This is a genomic window from Kitasatospora sp. NPDC004289, from assembly GCF_053602875.1.
This window is the reverse complement of the sequence record NZ_JBSGEL010000018.1, coordinates 55984-74796: the sequence shown is the minus strand read 5'-3', so window position 1 is coordinate 74796 and position 18813 is coordinate 55984. Positions and strand designations below refer to the sequence as shown.

15 protein-coding genes and 1 pseudogene are annotated in these 18813 nt (G+C 73.5%); 12 read left to right on the top strand and 4 right to left on the bottom strand.

Going from position 1 to position 18813, the window contains the following annotated elements; all coding sequences use genetic code 11:
- Positions 1-22: 22 nt before the first annotated feature.
- Positions 23-1615, bottom strand: a complete 1593-nt coding sequence (locus ACWEPF_RS14645) for an acyl-CoA carboxylase subunit beta (protein WP_345289410.1) — start codon at positions 1613-1615, stop codon at positions 23-25.
- 339 nt (positions 1616-1954) lie between these two features.
- Between ACWEPF_RS14645 and ACWEPF_RS14640 the strand changes: the two genes are divergently transcribed.
- The 4 genes and pseudogenes from ACWEPF_RS14640 to ACWEPF_RS14625 all read left to right on the top strand — a co-directional run bounded on the left by ACWEPF_RS14640 (position 1955) and on the right by ACWEPF_RS14625 (position 6633).
- The gene (locus ACWEPF_RS14640; RefSeq protein WP_452172829.1) at positions 1955-2815 is read left to right on the top strand and encodes a biotin--[acetyl-CoA-carboxylase] ligase; all 861 of its coding nucleotides are present in this window, start codon (positions 1955-1957) and stop codon (positions 2813-2815) included.
- Between the two features lie 179 nt (positions 2816-2994).
- A complete protein-coding gene (locus ACWEPF_RS14635) occupies positions 2995-4098 on the top strand; it encodes an adenylate/guanylate cyclase domain-containing protein (RefSeq protein WP_380150592.1) in 1104 nt (367 codons plus the stop codon).
- Between the two features lie 277 nt (positions 4099-4375).
- A pseudogene (locus ACWEPF_RS14630) lies at positions 4376-5581 on the top strand (diguanylate cyclase domain-containing protein); the annotation flags it as partial.
- A 710-nt stretch (positions 5582-6291) separates the two neighbouring features.
- Positions 6292-6633 (top strand): hypothetical protein, encoded by a 342-nt coding sequence (locus ACWEPF_RS14625; RefSeq protein WP_452172786.1) that lies wholly within the window; start codon positions 6292-6294, stop codon positions 6631-6633.
- 49 nt (positions 6634-6682) lie between these two features.
- On the opposite strand, the gene ACWEPF_RS14620 is transcribed toward ACWEPF_RS14625, so the two are convergent.
- Positions 6683-7276, bottom strand: coding sequence for a TetR/AcrR family transcriptional regulator (locus ACWEPF_RS14620; protein WP_452172785.1), 594 nt, complete (start codon positions 7274-7276; stop codon positions 6683-6685).
- A gap of 105 nt (positions 7277-7381) precedes the next feature.
- Between ACWEPF_RS14620 and ACWEPF_RS14615 the strand changes: the two genes are divergently transcribed.
- A complete protein-coding gene (locus tag ACWEPF_RS14615; RefSeq protein WP_452172784.1) occupies positions 7382-8590 on the top strand; it encodes a macrolide family glycosyltransferase in 1209 nt (402 codons plus the stop codon).
- Between the two features lie 52 nt (positions 8591-8642).
- Here the strand turns inward: ACWEPF_RS14615 and ACWEPF_RS14610 are convergent, their stop codons facing one another.
- Positions 8643-9512, bottom strand: a complete 870-nt coding sequence (locus ACWEPF_RS14610) for a MurR/RpiR family transcriptional regulator (RefSeq protein WP_345289405.1) — start codon at positions 9510-9512, stop codon at positions 8643-8645.
- A 191-nt stretch (positions 9513-9703) separates the two neighbouring features.
- Here ACWEPF_RS14610 and ACWEPF_RS14605 point away from each other — a divergent pair, with 191 nt between their 5' ends.
- Complete coding sequence (locus ACWEPF_RS14605; RefSeq protein ID WP_452172783.1) at positions 9704-10078, top strand: hypothetical protein; 375 nt, start codon at positions 9704-9706, stop codon at positions 10076-10078.
- Positions 10079-10245: 167 nt separating this feature from the next.
- Here ACWEPF_RS14605 and hutH read toward each other — a convergent pair whose 3' ends face one another.
- Positions 10246-11826, bottom strand: a complete 1581-nt coding sequence (gene hutH / locus ACWEPF_RS14600) for a histidine ammonia-lyase (protein ID WP_452172782.1) — start codon at positions 11824-11826, stop codon at positions 10246-10248.
- Positions 11827-11920: 94 nt separating this feature from the next.
- Here hutH and fdhD point away from each other — a divergent pair, with 94 nt between their 5' ends.
- The 6 genes from fdhD (at position 11921) to hutI (ending at position 18759) form a co-directional block, all read left to right on the top strand.
- A complete protein-coding gene (fdhD, locus tag ACWEPF_RS14595; protein ID WP_452172781.1) occupies positions 11921-12739 on the top strand; it encodes a formate dehydrogenase accessory sulfurtransferase FdhD in 819 nt (272 codons plus the stop codon).
- 96 nt (positions 12740-12835) lie between these two features.
- Entirely contained in the window at positions 12836-13174 is a 339-nt protein-coding gene (locus ACWEPF_RS14590; RefSeq protein ID WP_449797013.1) for a hypothetical protein, read from the top strand.
- Positions 13175-13295: 121 nt separating this feature from the next.
- Complete coding sequence (gene hutU / locus ACWEPF_RS14585) at positions 13296-14951, top strand: urocanate hydratase (protein WP_452172828.1); 1656 nt, start codon at positions 13296-13298, stop codon at positions 14949-14951.
- A 17-nt stretch (positions 14952-14968) separates the two neighbouring features.
- Positions 14969-16153: an allantoate amidohydrolase gene (locus tag ACWEPF_RS14580; RefSeq protein WP_452172827.1), complete on the top strand. Its 1185-nt coding sequence runs from the start codon at positions 14969-14971 to the stop codon at positions 16151-16153.
- Positions 16144-17505 carry a formimidoylglutamate deiminase gene (locus ACWEPF_RS14575; RefSeq protein ID WP_452172780.1) on the top strand — a complete coding sequence of 454 codons (1362 nt, stop codon included), beginning with the start codon at positions 16144-16146 and terminating at the stop codon, positions 17503-17505. Before ACWEPF_RS14580 ends, ACWEPF_RS14575 begins: the two co-directional genes overlap by 10 nt.
- 87 nt (positions 17506-17592) lie before the next feature.
- Positions 17593-18759, top strand: coding sequence for an imidazolonepropionase (gene hutI, locus ACWEPF_RS14570; protein ID WP_452172779.1), 1167 nt, complete (start codon positions 17593-17595; stop codon positions 18757-18759).
- Positions 18760-18813 lie beyond the last annotated feature (54 nt).

The following is an 18813-nucleotide window of genomic DNA, read 5'->3' as shown; positions in this document are numbered from 1 at the left end:
TCCTCCCGTACGGGCTCGGCGACTACAGCGGGATGTTGCCGTGCTTCTTGGGCGGCAGCACTTCCCGCTTGCCGCGCAGCGCCCGCAGGCCCCGCACGATGTGGCGCCGGGTCTCGCTGGGGGCGATGACCGCGTCCACGTAGCCGCGCTCGGCGGCCAGGTACGGGTTGAGCAGGGTGTCCTCGTACTCGGCGACCAGCTCCGCGCGCCGCGCGTCGACGTCCTCGCCGGCCTTCGCGGCCTCCTGGAGCTCGCGCCGGTAGACGATGTTGGCCGCGCCCTGCGCGCCCATGACGGCGATCTGCGCGGTCGGCCAGGCCAGGTTGAGGTCGGCGCCGAGGTGCTTGGAGCCCATGACGTCGTAGGCGCCGCCGAAGGCCTTGCGGGTGATGACGGTGATCAGCGGGACGGTGGCCTCGGCGTAGGCGTAGATCAGCTTGGCGCCGCGGCGGATGATGCCGTCCCACTCCTGCTCGGTGCCGGGCAGGAAGCCGGGCACGTCGACGAAGGTGAGGACCGGGATGTTGAAGGAGTCGCAGGTCCGGATGAACCGGGCGGCCTTCTCGCTGGCGTTGATGTCCAGGCAGCCTGCCAGGTCCATCGGCTGGTTGCCGACCACGCCGACCGGGTGACCCTCGACCCGGCCGAAGCCGGTGATGACGTTGCCGGCGTAGAGGGCCTGGGTCTCCAGGAACTCGCCGTCGTCCAGGACGTGCTCGATCACCTTGTGCATGTCGTACGGCTGGTTGGCCGAGTCCGGGACCAGGACGTCGAGCTCCAGGTCCTCCTCGGTGATCGAGAGGTCGGCCTGCTCGGGGAAGACCGGCGGCTCGGAGAGGTTGTTGGACGGCAGGTACGATAGCAGGTTCTTGACGTACTCCACCGCCTCCTTCTCGTCCGCGGCGAGGTGGTGGGCGTTGCCCGACTTGGTGTTGTGGGTGCGGGCGCCGCCCAGCTCCTCCATGCCGACGTCCTCGCCGGTGACGGTCTTGATCACGTCGGGGCCGGTGATGAACATGTGCGAGGTCTGGTCGGCCATCACCACGAAGTCGGTGATCGCGGGGGAGTAGACCGCGCCGCCCGCGCAGGGGCCCATGATCAGCGAGATCTGCGGGATCACGCCGGAGGCGTGCACGTTGCGGCGGAAGATCTCGCCGTACAGGCCGAGCGAGACCACGCCCTCCTGGATCCGGGCGCCGCCGGAGTCGTTGATGCCGATCACCGGGCAGCCGGTCTTCAGGGCGAAGTCCATCACCTTGACGATCTTCTCGCCGAAGACCTCGCCCAGCGAGCCGCCGAAGACGGTGAAGTCCTGGGCGAAGACCGCGACCTGACGGCCGTCCACGGTGCCGTAGCCGGTCACCACGCCGTCACCGTAGGGGCGGTTCTTCTCCTGCCCGAAGTTGGTGGAGCGGTGCCGGGCGAACTCGTCGAACTCCACGAACGAGTCCTCGTCCAGCAGCTCCTGCACCCGCTCACGGGCCGTCAGCTTGCCCTTGGCGTGCTGCTTCTCGACCGCCGCGGCCGAACCGGAGTGCACGGCCTCGTCGACCCTGCGGCGCAGGTCGGCCAGCTTTCCGGCGGTGGTGTGCGGGTCGTACGGCGCCTCGGTCATCCGGTCGGCTCTCCCTGATCCTCGGCCGCTCCCGGTGCGACGCGCACGAGGGCAGGGGCGGCACAGCGAACTACCGCTGGGTAGCGTAGCCAGCCCGGGGCCCTTCCGGTTATGGCCAGCAACACAGTGTCATTCGGCGTGTTTCTGCGGGACGATGTGGCGGCTTGCGACCATTCCCCGGCGGGCCGTGCGCGCGTCCGACCGGCACCGTCACCCTTCCGACCACCGTCGGCGCCGCCGTGGAGCCGGGTTGACGACCCGTCGGATCGGTACGCTGGCCCGGTGACCGAGAGCGCCGACGAGACCCCCCGCGAGCACCCCCGCCCCCGCCGCAGCGGACTGCGCGGCTTCGGCCACGACGGGCCGTCGCCCTGGACCGACCTGGAGCGGCCGCCGCTGGACCAGGCCGGGCTGCGGCGGGACCTGCTGGTCCCCGGCGGGCTCTGGACCGCACTGGACGTGGTGGCCGGGACCGGCTCCACCAACACCGACCTGGCGGCCCGCGCCAAGGAGGGCGCGCCGGAGGGCGCCGTGCTGATCGCCGAGGAGCAGACCGCCGGCCGCGGCCGGCTGGAGCGCCAGTGGTCCGCCCCCGCCCGCTCCGGCCTCTTCCTCTCGGTCCTGCTGCGGCCGAAGGACGTGCCGGTGGACCGGTACGGCTGGCTGCCGATCCTGGTCGGCGTGGCGGCGGCCGGCGCGCTGGGCCGGATCGCCGGCCTGGAGACCGGGCTGAAGTGGCCCAACGACCTGCAGACCGTGGTCGACGGCGAGGAGCGCAAGCTCGGCGGCATCCTGACCGAGCTGGCCGACGGCGCGGTGGTGGTGGGCCTCGGCCTCAACGTCTCGCTCCGCGAGGACGAGCTGCCCGTCCCGACCGCCACCTCGCTGGCCCTGGCCGGGGCCGCGGTGACCGACCGGGAGACCCTGGTGCGCGCCGTGCTGCGCGAGTTCGCCGAGCTGTACGGCGAGTGGGTGCACACCGCCGGCGACCCGCACGCCAGCGGCCTGCTGCCCGCGTACGCCGCCCGCTGCACCACCCTCGGCCGCCAGGTGAAGGTCCAACTCCCGGGCGACCGCGAGCTCCTGGGCGAGGCCGTGGCGGTGGACGGGGACGGCCGGCTGGTGGTCCGCACCCCCGACGGCACCCGCCACCCGGTGGCCGCCGGAGACGTCGTGCACGTCCGGCCGCAGCAGTCCTGACGGATCCCCAGGTCACCGCCCCGGGGCCGTCCGCACAGTGGACCCGGGGGCGTCCGTCCAGTGGTCGGCTTCGGGCGGATGCCCCGGATCGGGAAATTCCGTGCGACGATTCCCCCTGGCAGCGGTGTGAGGCGCACCACTACCCGCGTGGTGGTCGGTCGCCCCTGGACAGGCAGGACATGAGGCAAGTGCGGCACCCGCACGGGGACGGACCGGTGGTAGACGCAGACGGCGGGCAGGTCGGCGACGACGGGCAGACGGTCGCGCTGGACCTCGAGCGGCTGATCCTCGACGCACCGCGCCGGTACACGCCGTACCAGGCCGCCCGCGCCGCCGACGTGCCGATGGAGCTGGCCACCCGCTTCTGGCGGGCGATGGGATTCCCCGACATCGGACAGTCCCGGGCGCTCACCGACGGGGACGTGATCGCCCTGCGGCGCCTCGCCGGACTGGTCGAGTCCGGCCTGCTCAGCGAGTCGATGGCGATCCAGGTGGCCCGCTCCACCGGGCAGACCACCGCCCGGCTGGCCGGCTGGCAGATGGACACCTTCCTGGAGAACCTCACCCAGGCCGTCGAGCCGGGCCTCACCCGGGCCGAGGTCGCCTACCCCCTGGTCGAGTTGCTGCTGCCCGAACTGGAGCAGTTCCTGGTCTACGTGTGGCGCCGTCAGCTCGCCGCCGTCACCGGCCGCGTCGTGCAGGCGGCCGAGGACACCGAGATCACCAGCGGTCGCCTGGCGGTCGGCTTCGCCGACCTGGTCGGCTTCACCCGGCTCTCCCGGCGACTGGAGGAGGAGGAGCTCGGCGAACTGGTCGAGAGCTTCGAGAACACCTGCTCCGACCTGATCGCCGGTCACGGCGGCCGGGTGGTCAAGACCCTGGGCGACGAGATCCTCTTCGTCTCCGAGGACCCGGCCACCGCCGCCGAGATCGCCCTCTCGCTGATCGAGACGCTGGCCGACGCGGAGAACATCCCCGCCCTGCGGGTCGGCATGGCCTTCGGCACCGTCACCTCCCGGATGGGCGACGTCTTCGGCACCACCGTCAACCTCGCCAGCCGTCTCACCTCCATCGCTCCCAAGGACGCCGTCCTGCTCGACGGCGAGTTCGCCACCGCCCTGGAGAACTCCGGCGCCGCCGCCCCCTCCCCCCTGGAGCAGGAGCCCGTCACCGGCCCCCACCGCTTCCACCTCCAGCCCATGTGGCGCCGCCCCGTCCGCGGCCTCGGCCTCGTCGAGCCCTGGCTCCTCACCCGCCTGGGCCGCCTTCCCCAGCTGGGGTGAGCGGGAGCGCCCCGCAGGGGCGCGAGGAACTGCGCGAGTTCGGAAGGCGGACCAGCGTGAGATCGGGGCAGGCGAGCCAGTTGCACGTGTTGCCGTTCCCCCGCGCGCCCCGCGGCGGAGCCGCAAGTAAGCAGAGCCCCGCGCCCCTGCGGGGCACAGCCACCACAATTCCCTCACGACAAATCGGACAAAGTCTCCACGCGTGGCCATAACCTGGGTGCAGAACGGGCAGATCCCCCACCACCCAGGACGAGGCGAGCCGGTGAGCGAGGCGACCATGACCGAGTGCGTCCATGCACCGTCGGACCTGCGGCTGCGCGCGGTGGTCGAACTCGCCCAGGACATGGCCGGTGCCCTGACCCCGCTGGAAGCGGTCCGCGCGGCAGCCGTCCGCGCCACCACCGCCCTCGGCGCGACCATGGCCGCCGTCTCGGTCTGGGACCGCGAGTCCGGCCGCCTGCGGGTGCTGGTGAACCACGGCGACCTCGCCCCCGGCGAGGAGGAGCTGCCCGAGGACGAGTCGTACCCCGTGGCCGACTTCCCGGAGATCGTCACCTACCTGGAGGAGCACTGGACCACCGGCCGCCTCCCCCGCGCCTGGATCCAGACGGCTTCGAGCGACGAGCCGCACGCCCCCCACGCGCACCCGGGTGCCGGTGCGTTCTGCCAGCAGCGCGCCGCCGGCCTGCGCCGCCGCGGCCGCGAGTGCTGCCTGGTGGCCCCGATCGTGCTGCACGGCCAGGCCTGGGGCGAGCTCTACCTGGCCCGCACCGCCGGCCTCGCGGTCTTCTCCGACCCGGACGCCGAGTACGCCACCCTGCTGGCGGCCCAGATCTCGGCGGGCCTGGCCCAGACCGAGCGCCTCGCCGACCTGCGCCGCCTCGCCTTCACCGACCCGCTCACCGGCCTGGCCAACCGCCGTGCGGTGGACGCCCGCTTGGAGGCGGCGCTGGAGGAGCACAACCGGAGCGGTGCGGTGGTCTCGCTGGTGGTCTGCGACGTCAACGGGCTCAAGAGCGTCAACGACCGCCTCGGCCACGAGGTCGGTGACCGCCTGCTGGAACGCTTCGCCCACCAGCTCTCGCTCGCGGCCGCCAAACTGCCGGGGGCGCTGGCGGCCCGGCTCGGCGGGGACGAGTTCTGCCTGCTGGCGGAGGGTCAGAAGGCGGACGAGGTGGTCGCGGTGGCCGAGGAGCTCTCGGCCCGGGCGCTCCAGCTGGCCGACGGTGAAGGAGTGGCCTGCGGAGTGGCCTCCACCGGGGACTCGATCGGGCCGGTGACCACCCCCGACCGCCTGTTCCGGCTGGCCGACGCGGCCCAGTACCGGGCCAAGGCGTCCCGGGCGGCCCACCCGGTGGTGGCCGGCCGCAGTCACGGCCCCGGCTTCTCGCCCGACCCGACCGTCCTGCTGGCCGACGCGGCCGACCCGCACCACCGGGCCGACGGGCGCCGCACCGGCGGCCGGATCGGCGCCGTGGACCGCCGCCGCTTCCGCGGCGCCGCGCACAGCGCCGACCCGGGCCAGCTGCTCAACGTGGTGCTCGGCGCCCTCGACCGCACCGGCGCGGGCCGGGCCAGCCACCCCGCCGACACCATCAGCCGGCTCGCCGTGGTGGCCGAGAACTCCTCCCGGCTGCTGGACGCGGTCGGCTGGTGGATCTCGTACGTGCCGCCCGGCTCGCAGTTCATGCGCACCGCCCGGCACGCCGTCTACCGGATGACCAGCGGCCCGACCAGCTCCGGGGCCGAGACCCAGCGGGCCCGGATCGAGGCCCCCGACGCCGTCTTCGACCTCGGCCACTACCCGCTGACCAGGCGGGCGGTGCGCGGCGGTGGCTTCGCGCTGCGGGCCGGCGCGGCCGGGAACGACCCGGCGGAGGAGGCGATGATGATGGTCAGCGGCTACCGGGCCATGGTGGTGGCGGGTGGTCAGAACGCCGCCGGGGGCTGGCTGGTGGAGCTGTTCGCGGACGACGCGACCCTGCCGTTCGGCCAGATCGCCCCCGCGCTGCGCTCGCTGGTCGCGGTCGCGCTCTCCGGCCCGGCCTCGCCGCCGCCGTAGGGCCCGTGTCCCGGCCCGTGTCCCGGCTCTGTCACGCGGCCGTCCGCTCTCTGTCGCCCGCACCCGTGCCCGTGCCACAGTTAGGGCGACGTCCGCCGTAGGGGCAGGGCGGGAACGGGGTCACGGGGGACATGCACAGACGTATCGCCGCCACCATGCTCACGCTGGTGCTCGCCCTCGGCGGGCTCTCCACCACCACCGCCAGCGCGGTCGCCGCCGCGCCGCGCAGCGCCATCACCCTGACGGCCGTTCAGGGCACCCCGCCCGGCGAGGCCGTGGTGACCCTGGGCGGGCCGGCCGTCCGGGCCGAGGCGGTGCGGGAGCTGGCCAAGAGCAAGACGGCCAAGAGCAAGACCAAGAAAAAGAAGAAGGGCGTCTCCTTCATCGCGATCCTGCTGATCCTGCTGCTGGTCGGCCTGCTGGTCGCGGTGGTCGTCTGGGCCCTGCTGCGCCGCCGCGGCGACCGGCGCTGATCCGCGTGTGCTGAGCCGCATGCGCTGACCTGCGTGCGCTGACCCGCCGTCAGGGACGCAGCGCCCGGACCACCTGCTCGACCAGGACGTCGGCGTACGCCTGGTCGAGCGGCCCGAGCCGGTGCAGCCAGCGGTAGTACATCGGGCCGTAGAGCAGCTCGACGGCCACGTCCAGATCGGCGTCCTCGGCCACCTGCCCGGCCGCGCGGGCGCTGCGCAGCCGCTCCTTGGTGACCTCCAGCAGCGGGCCGAGCAGCCGCTCGCGGTACTCGCCGAGCAGCTGGTGGTCGGTCAGCACCTCGGCGGTGAGCGCCCGCCCGGCCCGGTCGTAGAACTCGGTGGACATCTCCTCGACGGTGCCGCGCACCACCACCCGCAGGTCGGCCGCCAGGTCCCCGGTGTCCGGGAGGGCCAGGCGGCCGTCCTCGTCCTCGTTGGTGGCCAGCAGGGCGTCGAAGACCACCGCGCCCTTGGAGGGCCACCAGCGGTAGATGGTCTGCTTGCCGACCCCGGCGCGGGCGGCGATCGCCTCGATCGTCAGCTTGGCGTAGCCGAGCTCGGTGACCAGCTCGGCGGCGGCGGTGAGGATGGCCTGCCGGGAGCGCTCGCTGCGACGGGTCGGGTCCGGGGTCCTGGGCGTCATGCCGAGGAGTCTACCAATCCAACGGTACGCAACGTCTCGTCTTGACGAACCGTCCGGCGGGCTCCATGCTGGTGGTCATCCGAGACGGACCGTCTCGTCTCATCAATGCCCCGAGGAGCCCGCATGACCCGCCGCCCCGCCCACATCGCCATGGTCTCGATCCCGGCCCACGGCCACGTCAACCCCAGCCTGGAGGTCATCCGCGAGCTGGTCGCCCGGGGCCACCGGGTCAGCTACGCCAACGACCCCGCCTTCGCCGAGCGCATCGAGGACACCGGCGCCGCGCTCGTCCCGTACCGCACCACCCTCCCGCTCACCGCCGAGTCCGGCGCGGAGGGCGACTGGCCGAGCGACCCGGTCGAGGTGCAGGAGTACTTCCTGCGGGACGCGCAGGCGATGCTCCCGGTCCTGCGGGAGGCCTTCGACCGGGACCGGCCCGACCTCTTCCTCTACGACATCGCCGCCTGCCCGGCCCGGGTGCTGGCCGAGAACTGGGACCTCCCGGTCCTCCAGCTCTCGCCGACCTTCGTCGCCTGGGAGGGCTTCGAGCAGGACGTGCCGGAGATGTTCGAGGCGATCCGGCGGGACGGCGCCGCGTACACCACCGCCTTCACCGCCTGGCTGGCGGAGAACGGCATCACCGGCATCGACCCGCTCGACTTCATGGGCCGGCCCGCCCGCTCGCTCGTCCTCATCCCGCGCGCCCTCCAGCCCCACGCCGACCGGGTCGACCCCGAGCGCTACACCTTCGTCGGCCCCGCGATCGGCGACCGCTCCCACCAAGGGAGTTGGACCCGTCCGGCCTCGGCCGAGAAGGTCCTGCTGGTCTCGCTCGGCTCCGCCTACACCGACCGGCCCGACTTCTACCGCAGCTGCCTGCAGGCCTTCGGCGACCTCCCGGGCTGGCACGTGGTCCTCCAGATCGGCGCCCACGTCGACCCCGCCGCCCTCGGCCCGCTCCCGGCCAATGTCGAGGTCCACCCCTGGATCCCCCAACTCGCCGTCCTGGAGCAGGCGGACGCCTTCGTCACCCACGCCGGCATGGGCGGCACGACCGAGGGCCTGTACTGCGGCGTCCCGATGATCGCCGTCCCCCAGGGCGCCGACCAGTACGCCAACGCCGACCGCCTGGTCGAACTCGGCGTCGGCCGCCGCCTCGACCCCGCGGACGTCACCCCCGAGCTGCTGCGCACCGCCCTGCTCACCCTCACCACCGACCCCGACGTGGCGGCCCGCCTCGCCGCGATCCGCCACGAGCTCCGCACCCTCGGCGGCGCCGCGTACACCGCCGACCTGATCGAGGCGGCGCTCTGAGGCGGCGTCAGTCCGGGCGGGGTCAGTCCAGGCCGGGTCAGTCCAGGCCGGGTCAGTCCAAGAACAGGCCGCGGGCGGCGGCGGACTGTTCGATGGACTCCAGGCGGGCCTCGGCGCCGGGGATGTCGTCGCACATGGTCTGGAGCAGGACGCGGCCGAGCATCATCGGGGCGCAGGCGGTGTCGAAGACCAGGCCGGTGCCGACGGCGGCGGGGAGCATCAGGTCGGAGAGCTTGGCGACCGGGGCGAAGGCGCTGTCGGCGACGGTGAGGACGGTCAGGCCGCAGTCGCGGGCGACCACCAGGGCGTCCATCAGTTCGCGGGGGTAGCGGGGGAGGGCGAAGCAGAGCAGGGCGGTGGCCCCGGCGGCGGCGGCCTGCTCCAGGCGGTCGGCGAGCATCGAGCCGCCCTCGTCCAGCAGGCGGATGTCCGGGTGCACCTTGGCCGCGAAGTACGCGAAGCCCCGGGCCTGCGCGGAGGCGGCCCGCAGGCCGAGAACCGGCAGTGGCCGGGAGGCGGCCAGCAGCCGGGCCGCCCGGACGATCGGCTCCGGATCGGCCAGCAGCTCGGCCAGGTGGCGCAGGTGCTCGATCTCGGCCAGCACCGCCTGCTGGTGCTCGTTGCGCACCACGTCGGCCGGGGACTCGGGCGTGGCCGACTCGCCGGCGCCGAGTTCGCGCAGCTGCTTGCGCAGCGCCGGGTACCCGTCGAAGCCGAGCGCCACCGCGAAGCGGGTGACGGAGGGCTGGCTCACCCCGGCCAGTTCGGCCACCTCGACGCTGGACAGGAACGGCGCCTCGGCCGCGTGCCGCACCAGCGAGTGGGCGATCCGCCGCTGAGTGGGCGTCAGCCGGTGACCCTCGAAGAGTTGCAGGAGCCGCGCGGAGGGGCCGACGGAACCGTTCTCGTCGGTGCTGGTCATCGGCGCTTCCTCCGGGGTGGTTCGGCGGCGGTCGGGACGACTGTGCAGCAGTGCCGAACGCCGGGCAACGAAGTATCGAACAGTGGGATCCGGCGTCCGACTCCGGGGTGTCCCTGATTTACCCCTGAGCCGCCCCCGAAACCGGTCCCGGGCGGTGGACCGGGCCTCCTGGAGGGGAGGAGTCTGATGCCATGAACTCTCGGCAGGACGAACTCAAGCGCGATCTCGACGCGGCCGTGCAGACCCGCAAGGAGCTCGGCAAGGAGTACGAGGCGGAGATCGTCGACTCCTTCCTGGCCCGGATCGACTCGCGACTGGACGCCCGGGTCGAGCAGCGGGTCTCCGAGCAGCTCGACGGCGGTCGCCGCCGCGGCGGTGGTGGCGGTGGCGCGTCGAAGCTCCCGATCGTCTCCCTCGTCATGGGGATCCCGCTCTCCGGCGTGGCCGCCGGCACCTCGGGCATCTGGGGCCTGATCGTCTGCTGGGCCGGCATCGTCGGCGTCAACATGGCCAACGCCCTCGCGAGCCACAAGCCGGAGCCCAAGGCCCGCCGCGACGACTGGTGACCCGGGGGCCGCGAGGGACGTACGTGGTGATCCCGGGGGCGCGGGGAACTGCGCGGGTCGGGAGGCGGCTCACCTGCAACTGATTCACCATCAGCCAGTTGCAGGTGCTGCCGTTCCCCCGCGCGCAGTTCCCCGCGCCCCTGCGGGGCGCAGCGATGTGCGCAGAGTTACGCGAGCGGTCCGGTGACGGCCTCGACGGCCGCGAGGAGTCCGCCGGAGGCGACCAGGGCGGCTGCCGCCTCCAGGTCCGGCGACAGGAAGCGGTCACGGCCCGCGCCACCGACCCCCGCCGCCCGCGCGGCGGCCACCGCGGCGGCCGTGGCCGGCGCCAGCGGCCCGCTGCCGTTGTCGGTGCGGATCTCCAGGGCCCGTGCGGAGGCGGTCAGTTCGACGGCCAGGATGCGGGCCAGGTTGTCCACCGACTGGCGGAGCTTGCGCGCGGCGGACCAGCCCATGGAGACGTGGTCCTCCTGCATGGCGGAGGAGGGGATGGAGTCCACCGAGGCCGGGACGGCGAGCCGCTTGTTCTCGCTGACCAGGGCGGCCTGGGTGTACTGGGCGATCATCAGGCCGGAGTCCACGCCCGGGTCGTCGGCCAGGAAGGCCGGCAGGCCGTGCGAGCGGGCCTTGTCGAGCAGCCGGTCGGTGCGGCGCTCGGAGATGGAGCCGAGGTCGGCGGCGGCGATGGCCAGGAAGTCGAGCACGTACGCGACCGGGGCGCCGTGGAAGTTGCCGTTGGACTCGACCCGGCCGTCGGGGAGGACCACCGGGTTGTCGACCGAGGCGGCCAGCTCGCGGGAGGCGACCAGCTGGGCGTGGGCCAGGGTGTCGCGGCCGGCGCCGGCCACCTGCGGGGCGCAGCGGATGGAGTAGGCGTCCTGGACCCGCGGGGCGTCGTCCTGGTGGTGGCCGGTCAGGGCCGAACCGGCCAGCACGGCCAGCATGTTGGCGGCGGAGAGGGCCTGGCCGGGGTGCGGGCGGATCGGGCCGTGCAGCTCGGGGGCCAGCACCTTGTCGGTGCCGAGCAGGGCCTCCAGCGACATGGCGGCGGTGATGTCGGCGGTGGTGAACAGGCGGGCCAGGTCGGCCAGCGCCATCACCAGCATGCCGAGCATGCCGTCGGTGCCGTTGATGAGGGCCAGGCCCTCCTTCTCCAGCAGCTCGACCGGCTCGATGCCGGCCTCGGCGAGCAGCTCGCCAGCCGGGCGCTCGACGCCCTCGGCGTCGTACGCGGTGCCCTCGCCCATCAGGGCGAGCGCGCAGTGCGAGAGCGGGGCGAGGTCACCGGAGCAGCCGAGGGAGCCGAACTCGCGGACCACGGGGGTGATGCCGGCGTTCAGCATGGCGGCCATGTTCTGCGCGACCAGCGGGCGGACGCCGGTGCGGCCGGAGGCCAGGGTCTTCATCCGCAGGAAGACCAGCGCGCGGACCACCTCGCGCTCCACCACGGGGCCCATGCCCGCGGCGTGCGAGCGCACCAGCGACCGCTGCAGCTGGGCCCGCAGCTCCGGGCTGATGTGCCGCACCGCGAGCGCACCGAAGCCGGTGGACACCCCGTAGACCGGCCGCGGCTCGGCCGCCAGCGCCTCGATCCGCTTGCGCGCGGTCGCCATCTCCTCCAGCGCGTCCGGGCCGATCTCGACCCGCGCGTTCCCGCGCGCGACGGCGATGACGTCCTCGGCGCTGACGTCGGCCTTGCCGACGACGATCACCGGAGCGGCCGGGTCCACAGCAGTGTGCATATCCATATACACCATCACAGCAGCTGAATGAAGATATGACAACCAGGTCCGGCCGAACAGGTCGTCCGACGTAACCTGGCCGGGACGGAAGGGGTCGGTCATGGCGCGGGCGACGGTGCGGCGGCGGGTGGTGCGGCTGCGCGGTGCGGAGCGGTCCGAGCGGGCGGACGTGCTGGCGGGGGAGGAACCGCTGGAGATCCGGGTCGGGGGCGAGGCGCTGACGGTGACCATGCGCACGCCCGGGAACGACTTCGACCTGGTGGCCGGGTTCCTGGTGGGGGAGGGGATGCTGCACGCGGCGGAGCAGCTGGCCGCGCTGCGGTACTGCGCCGGGACGGACGCCGACGGGCTGAACACCTACAACGTGGTCGACGCGACGGTGCGGGGCGGCGCGCTGCCCGCGCTGACGGCGCATCGGAACCTGCTCACCACCAGCGCCTGCGGCCTCTGCGGCCGCGACACGGTCGACGCCGTCCGCACCCACGTCCGCTGGCCGCTCGCCGCGGACCCGCTGCGGGTGGCGCCGGAGGTGCTGTACGGGCTGCCGGAGAAGCTGAGGGCGGCTCAGAAGGCCTTCGACTCCACCGGTGGGCTGCACGCGGCGGGGCTGTTCACGGCGGAGGGCGAGCTGCTCTGCGCCCGGGAGGACGTCGGGCGGCACAACGCGGTGGACAAGGTGGTGGGCTGGGCGCTGCGGGAGGGGCTGCTGCCGCTGACGGGGCACCTGCTGATGGTCAGCGGGCGGGCCTCCTTCGAGCTCACCCAGAAGGCGGCGCTGGCCGGGATCCCGCTGCTGGCCGCGGTCTCCGCACCCTCCTCGCTGGCGGTGGACCTGGCCGAGGAGCTGGGGCTGACGCTGGTCGGCTTCCTGCGCGGCGAGGGGGCCAACGTCTACACCAATCCCGCCCGCATCTCCTGAACAACGGCTCGGTCACACCTGGTTGCTGACGCACCACCAGCGGGCATCCCGTCACCAAGGCCCCACGCCGGGGCCGGACGGGGGTGCTGCTCAGCCATGCGCGTCATCCACGAGATGAAACTGGTCGGCCGGCTCGCCTCGGGCGCCGACGAGTGGTCCTGCCCCACCTGCGGTCGCCGGATCGCCCTCCGCCAACCGCCCGACCCCGACCTCACCGTCCTCGAAGCGGGCGACGAGTCCGCCGTCCACGTCGGCGTCATCGAACCGGGCGCCGCCGCCACCACCGCCGAGAAGTACGGCCTGGGCCCGGTCCAGGACATCCCCCGCCCCCGTCGCCAACAGCCCGACCGCCCCGCCCAGACCCCCGACGAGGCCGACCGCGCCTGGCTCGCCGCCCTCGGCATCGCCTGGGGCGACGACGGCGAGGCGGCCTGACCGAGTCGGAATCGCCGGGCCCGGCCTCTGGCCGCCATTCGAGTGATTGGATATATTCAGTCGAACAGAGACTGAATGAATCCATCCGCAAGGAGTCCGGGACATGGTGCAGCAGCAGGCGGTGAGCGGTCCGCGCGAGGTGCGCGCAGCGCGCGGGACGAAGCTGACGACGCAGGGGTGGCAGCAGGAGGCCGCCCTGCGGATGCTGATGAACAACCTGGACCCGGAGGTGGCGGAGCACCCGTCCAAGCTGGTGGTCTACGGCGGCACCGGCAAGGCGGCCCGCGACTGGCGCTCCTTCGACGCGATGGTGCGCACGCTGGAGAACCTGAAGCAGGACGAGACCATGCTGGTCCAGTCCGGCCGGCCGGTCGGCGTGATGCAGACCCACGAGTGGGCGCCGCGGGTGCTGATCGCCAACTCCAACCTGGTGGGCGACTGGGCGAACTGGGAGGAGTTCCGCCGGCTGGAGAGCCTCGGGCTCACCATGTACGGCCAGATGACCGCCGGTTCGTGGATCTACATCGGCACCCAGGGCATCCTCCAGGGCACCTACGAGACCTTCGGCGCGGTCGCGGCCAAGCGCTTCGACAACACCCTCGAAGGCACCATCACCCTCACCGCCGGTCTCGGCGGCATGGGCGGCGCCCAGCCGCTCGCCGTCACCATGAACGGCGGCGTGGCGATCTGCATCGACTGCGACCCGTCCCGGATCGCCCGCCGGATCGAGCACCGCTACCTGGACGTCGAGGCGAAGAACCTCGACCACGCGCTCCAGCTGGCCACCGAGGCCCGCGACAAGCGGCAGCCGCTCTCGATCGGCGTGCTGGGCAACGCCGCGGAGATGTTCCCGCAGCTGCTGGCGATGGACGCGCCGATCGACATCGTCACCGACCAGACCAGCGCCCACGACCCGCTGAGCTACCTCCCCGTCGGCGTGGCCTTCGAGGACATGGCGAGCTACGCGGCCGAGAAGCCGGCCGAGTTCACCCAGCGCTCGCGCGAGTCGATGGCCCGTCACGTCGAGGCGATGGTCGGTTTCCAGGACCGCGGCGCCGAGGTCTTCGACTACGGCAATTCGATCCGCGGCGAGGCCCAGCTCGCGGGCTACGACCGGGCGTTCGCGTTCCCGGGCTTCGTCCCGGCGTACATCCGCCCGCTGTTCTGCGAGGGCAAGGGCCCGTTCCGCTGGGCGGCGCTGTCCGGCGACGCGCAGGACATCTACAAGACCGACAAGGCCGTGCTCGACCTCTTCCCGGAGAACGAGTCGCTGCACCGCTGGATCAAGATGGCCCAGGAGAAGGTGCACTTCCAGGGCCTCCCGGCGCGCATCTGCTGGCTGGGCTACGGCGAGCGCGACAAGGCCGGCGAGCGCTTCAACGACATGGTCGCCTCCGGCGAGCTCTCCGCCCCCATCGTGATCGGCCGCGACCATCTGGACTGCGGCTCGGTGGCCTCGCCGTACCGCGAGACCGAGGCCATGCTGGACGGCTCGGACGCGATCGCCGACTGGCCGCTGCTGAACGCCATGGTGAACGTCGCCTCCGGCGCCTCCTGGGTCTCCATCCACCACGGCGGCGGCGTCGGCATCGGCCGCTCGATCCACGCCGGCCAGGTCACGGTGGCCGACGGCACCGCGCTGGCGGGCGAGAAGATCCGCCGGGTGCTCACCAACGACCCGGGCATGGGCGTCATCCGCCACGTGGACGCGGGCTACGACCGTGCCGTGGAGGTCGCGGCCGAGCGTGGCGTTCGCGTGCCCATGGGCGAGCTGTGAGCGACTCCTTCCTGGAGATGTGGGCGGAGCTGCTCCCCGTGGGCCGCTCCGCCTCCTCCGGCGGCTACCGCCGCTTCGCCTGGAACTCCGCCGACGCCGAGTGCCGCTCCTGGTTCGAGCAGCAGGCCCGCTCCCGCGGCCTGCACTACGAGCTGGACCGCAACGGCAACCAGTGGGCCTGGCTGGGCGACCTGCAGGGCGGGGGCGCGGTGGTCACCGGCTCGCACCTGGACTCCGTCCCGGACGGCGGCGCCTACGACGGCCCGCTCGGGGTGGTCTCCTCCTTCGCGGCGCTGGACGAACTCCGGTCCCGCAAGGCCGAGTTCAGCAAGCCGCTGGCGATCGTCAACTTCGGCGACGAGGAGGGCGCCCGGTTCGGCGTGGCCTGCATCGGCTCCCGGCTCACCGCCGGGGTGCTGGGCCGCGAGCAGGCGTACGAGCTGCGCGACGCGGACGGCGTCCGGCTGCCCGACGCGATGGAGAAGGCCGGCTACGACCCGGCGCAGATCGGCGCGGACCACGACCGGCTGAGCCGGATCGGGGCCTTCGTCGAGCTGCACGTCGAGCAGGGCCGGTACCTGACGGCGGACCAGCCGGTCGGCGTGGCCAGCGCGATCTGGCCGCACGGCCGTTGGCGCTTCGACTTCCACGGCGAGGCCAACCACGCCGGCACCACCCGGATCGAGGACCGCCGGGACCCGATGCTCACCTTCGCCGACACCGTGCTGACGGCCCGCCGGAAGGCCGAACTGGCAGGCGCGTTGGCCACCTTCGGCAAGGTCGCGGTGGAGCCCAACGGCACCAACGCCATCGCCTCGCTGATCCGGGGCTGGCTGGACTCCCGGGCCGCGGACGAGGCGACCCTGACCGCCCTGGTCGAGGAGATCCGGGAGGCGGCGTACGCGCGCGGCGGGCTGGACGGCGTCCGGGTCGAGCTGACCCGGGAGTCGTACACGCCCGTGGTGGACTTCGACGGCCCGCTGCGCGACCGGCTGGCCAAGCGACTCGGAGGGGTCCCGGTGCTGCCGACCGGCGCCGGACACGACGCCGGGATCCTGGCGTCCGAGATCCCGACCGCCATGCTGTTCGTGCGCAACCCCACCGGTGTCTCGCACTCCCCGGCCGAGCACGCCGAGGAGGCGGACTGCCTGACCGGGGTGACCGCGCTCGCCGACGTACTGGAGGACCTGGCGTGTCAGTGACCGAGGGGACCACGACGTACTGGGCCGAGCACGCCTGGCTGCCGAACCACAACGGCCCCGCCGTCGAGCGGGACGTGCTGATCACGGTGGCCGACGGGCGGTTCCGCGCGGTCGTCCCGGACAGCGGGCCCTGCCCGCCCGGGGCGGTCCGCCTCGCCGGGCTGCTGCTGCCGGGCCAGGCCAACGCCCACTCGCACGCCTTCCACCGCGCGCTGCGCGGCAGCGTGCAGATCGGCTCGGGCACCTTCTGGACCTGGCGGGACACCATGTACCGGTTCGCCGGTGCGCTGGACCCGGACAGCTACCTGGAGCTGGCCACCGCCGTCTACGCCGAGATGGCGCTGGCCGGGATCAGTGCGGTGGGCGAGTTCCACTACCTGCACCACGCGCCCGGCGGCGCCCGGTACGACGACCCGAACGCGATGGGCCACGCGCTGATCGAGGCCGCCGACCGGGCCGGCATCCGGATCACCCTGCTGGACACCTGCTACCTCTCCTCGGGCTTCGGTGCCGAGCCGACCGCGCCGCAGCTGCGGTTCAGCGACGGCGACGCCGAGGCCTGGGCCCAGCGGGTGGACGCGCTCAAGCCGGCCGGGCACGCCCGGATCGGCGCCGCGGTGCACTCCGTCCGGGCCGTCCCGGCCGGGCAGTTGGCCACCGTGGCCCAGTGGGGCGAGCGGGCGCAGGCGCCGCTGCACGTGCACCTCTCCGAGCAGACCGCGGAGAACGAGGCCTGCCTGGCCGCGCACGGCGTCACGCCGACCAGGCTGCTGGCCGACCACGGGGTGCTCGGCCCACGCACCTCGGCGGTGCACGCCACCCATCTGACGGACGATGACATCCGGCTGCTCGCCGAGTCCTCGACCGCCATCTGCATGTGTCCGACCACCGAGCGGGACCTGGCCGACGGCATCGGCCCCGCCCGGCGGCTGGCGAGCGCGGGCTGCCCGGTCACCCTGGGCAGCGACAGCCACGCGGTGATCGACCCGTGGGAGGAGGCCCGGGCGTTGGAGCTGGACGAGCGCCTGCGCACCCGCACCCGGGGCCACTGGACCGCCGCCGCGCTGCTGCGCGCGGGCGGCGAGGACGGCCACGCCTCGCTCGGCTGGCCGGAGGCCGGCCGGATCGAGGCCGGGGCGTTGGCCGACTTCACCGTGATCGCGCTGGACTCGGTCCGCACCGCCGGGCCGCCGCCGGAGCTGGGCGCCGAGACGGCGGTCTTCGCCGCCTCGGGCGCCGACGTCCGCCACCTGGTGGTCGGCGGCCGGCACGTGGTCAAGGACGGGCGGCACCAACTGGTCCCGGACGTCCCCCGTGCATTGAGCACGACAATCGCCGCCCTGCGGCGATAAACTGACCGGCGCGGGTCCGAGGGGGGCTGATCCCCTCGGGCCCGCGCCTTTCGGCGTTCACCCCAACTCCCCGAAAGGCCCAGCGACTTGAGCACCCTGATCGGCAACGTCGGCTCGCTCGTCACCAACGACCCGTCCCACGGCAGCGGCCCGCTCGGCCTGCTCACCGATGCCGCCGTGCTGATCGAGGACGGCCGGATCGCCTGGGTCGGCCCCGCCGGCGAGGCGCCCGCGGCCGACGGGCACGTCGACGCCGAGGGCCGGGCGCTGCTGCCCGGTTTCGTGGACTCGCACGCCCACCTGGTCTTCGCCGGGGACCGCACCGCCGAGTTCAACGCCCGGATGAGCGGCCAGTCCTACACCGCCGGCGGCATCCGCACCACGGTGGCCGCCACCCGGGCCGCCACCGACGCGCAGTTGGAGGCCAACCTCACCCGCTTCCTCACCGAGGCGCTGCGCCAGGGCACCACCACGGTCGAGTGCAAGTCCGGCTACGGCCTCACCGTGGAGGACGAGGCCCGCGCCCTGCGGATCGCGGCCAAGCACACCACCGAGACCACCTACCTGGGCGCGCACGTGGTGGCCCCCGAGTTCAAGGAGGACCCGGCCGCCTACGTGGCGCTGGTCACCGGCGAGATGCTGGACGCCTGCGCCCCGCACGCCCGTTGGGTGGACGTCTTCTGCGAGCAGGGCGCCTTCGACGGCGACCAGGCCCGGGAGATCCTCACCGCCGGCATGGCCCGCGGCCTGACCCCCCGGGTGCACGCCAACCAGCTGAACCACGGCCCGGGCGTGCAGCTCGCGGTGGAGCTCGGCGCGGCCTCGGCCGACCACTGCACCCACCTCACCGACGCCGACGTGGACGCGCTGGCGAGCGGCGACACGGTGGCCACCCTGCTCCCCGGCGCGGAGTTCTCCACCCGCGCCCCCTATCCGGACGCGCGCCGCCTGCTCGACGCGGGCGCCACCGTCGCGCTCTCGACGGACTGCAACCCGGGCTCCAGCTTCACCAGTTCGATGGCCTTCTGCATCGCCGTCGCGGTCCGCGAGATGGGCATGACGCCGGATCAGGCGGTCTGGGCCGCCACCGCCGGCGGCGCGCGGGCGCTGCGCCGCACCGACGTCGGCCTGATCGCCCCGGGCGCCCGGGCCGACCTGCTGCTGCTGGACGCCCCCTCGCACGTCCACCTGGCCTACCGCCCGGGCGTGCCGCTGACCGCCGCGGTCTGGCGGGACGGTGTCCGCGCGGTCTGAGGCGGGTACACGGATGCACGAGACCCCCGGAGGCGCGCGGCCTTCCGGGGGTCT

What these genes read in the sequence shown, in the direction of transcription:
- ACWEPF_RS14645 (WP_345289410.1), bottom strand. Translation starts at nt 1,615, where the DNA reads ATGACCGAGGCGCCGTACGACCCGCACACCACCGCCGGAAAGCTGGCC.
- ACWEPF_RS14635 (WP_380150592.1), top strand. Translation starts at nt 2,995, where the DNA reads ATGAGGCAAGTGCGGCACCCGCACGGGGACGGACCGGTGGTAGACGCA.
- ACWEPF_RS14625 (WP_452172786.1), top strand. Translation starts at nt 6,292, where the DNA reads ATGCACAGACGTATCGCCGCCACCATGCTCACGCTGGTGCTCGCCCTC.
- ACWEPF_RS14620 (WP_452172785.1), bottom strand. Translation starts at nt 7,276, where the DNA reads ATGACGCCCAGGACCCCGGACCCGACCCGTCGCAGCGAGCGCTCCCGG.
- ACWEPF_RS14615 (WP_452172784.1), top strand. Translation starts at nt 7,382, where the DNA reads ATGCCCCGAGGAGCCCGCATGACCCGCCGCCCCGCCCACATCGCCATG.
- ACWEPF_RS14610 (WP_345289405.1), bottom strand. Translation starts at nt 9,512, where the DNA reads ATGACCAGCACCGACGAGAACGGTTCCGTCGGCCCCTCCGCGCGGCTC.
- ACWEPF_RS14605 (WP_452172783.1), top strand. Translation starts at nt 9,704, where the DNA reads ATGAACTCTCGGCAGGACGAACTCAAGCGCGATCTCGACGCGGCCGTG.
- hutH (WP_452172782.1), bottom strand. Translation starts at nt 11,826, where the DNA reads ATGGATATGCACACTGCTGTGGACCCGGCCGCTCCGGTGATCGTCGTC.
- fdhD (WP_452172781.1), top strand. Translation starts at nt 11,921, where the DNA reads ATGGCGCGGGCGACGGTGCGGCGGCGGGTGGTGCGGCTGCGCGGTGCG.
- ACWEPF_RS14590 (WP_449797013.1), top strand. Translation starts at nt 12,836, where the DNA reads ATGCGCGTCATCCACGAGATGAAACTGGTCGGCCGGCTCGCCTCGGGC.
- ACWEPF_RS14580 (WP_452172827.1), top strand. Translation starts at nt 14,969, where the DNA reads ATGTGGGCGGAGCTGCTCCCCGTGGGCCGCTCCGCCTCCTCCGGCGGC.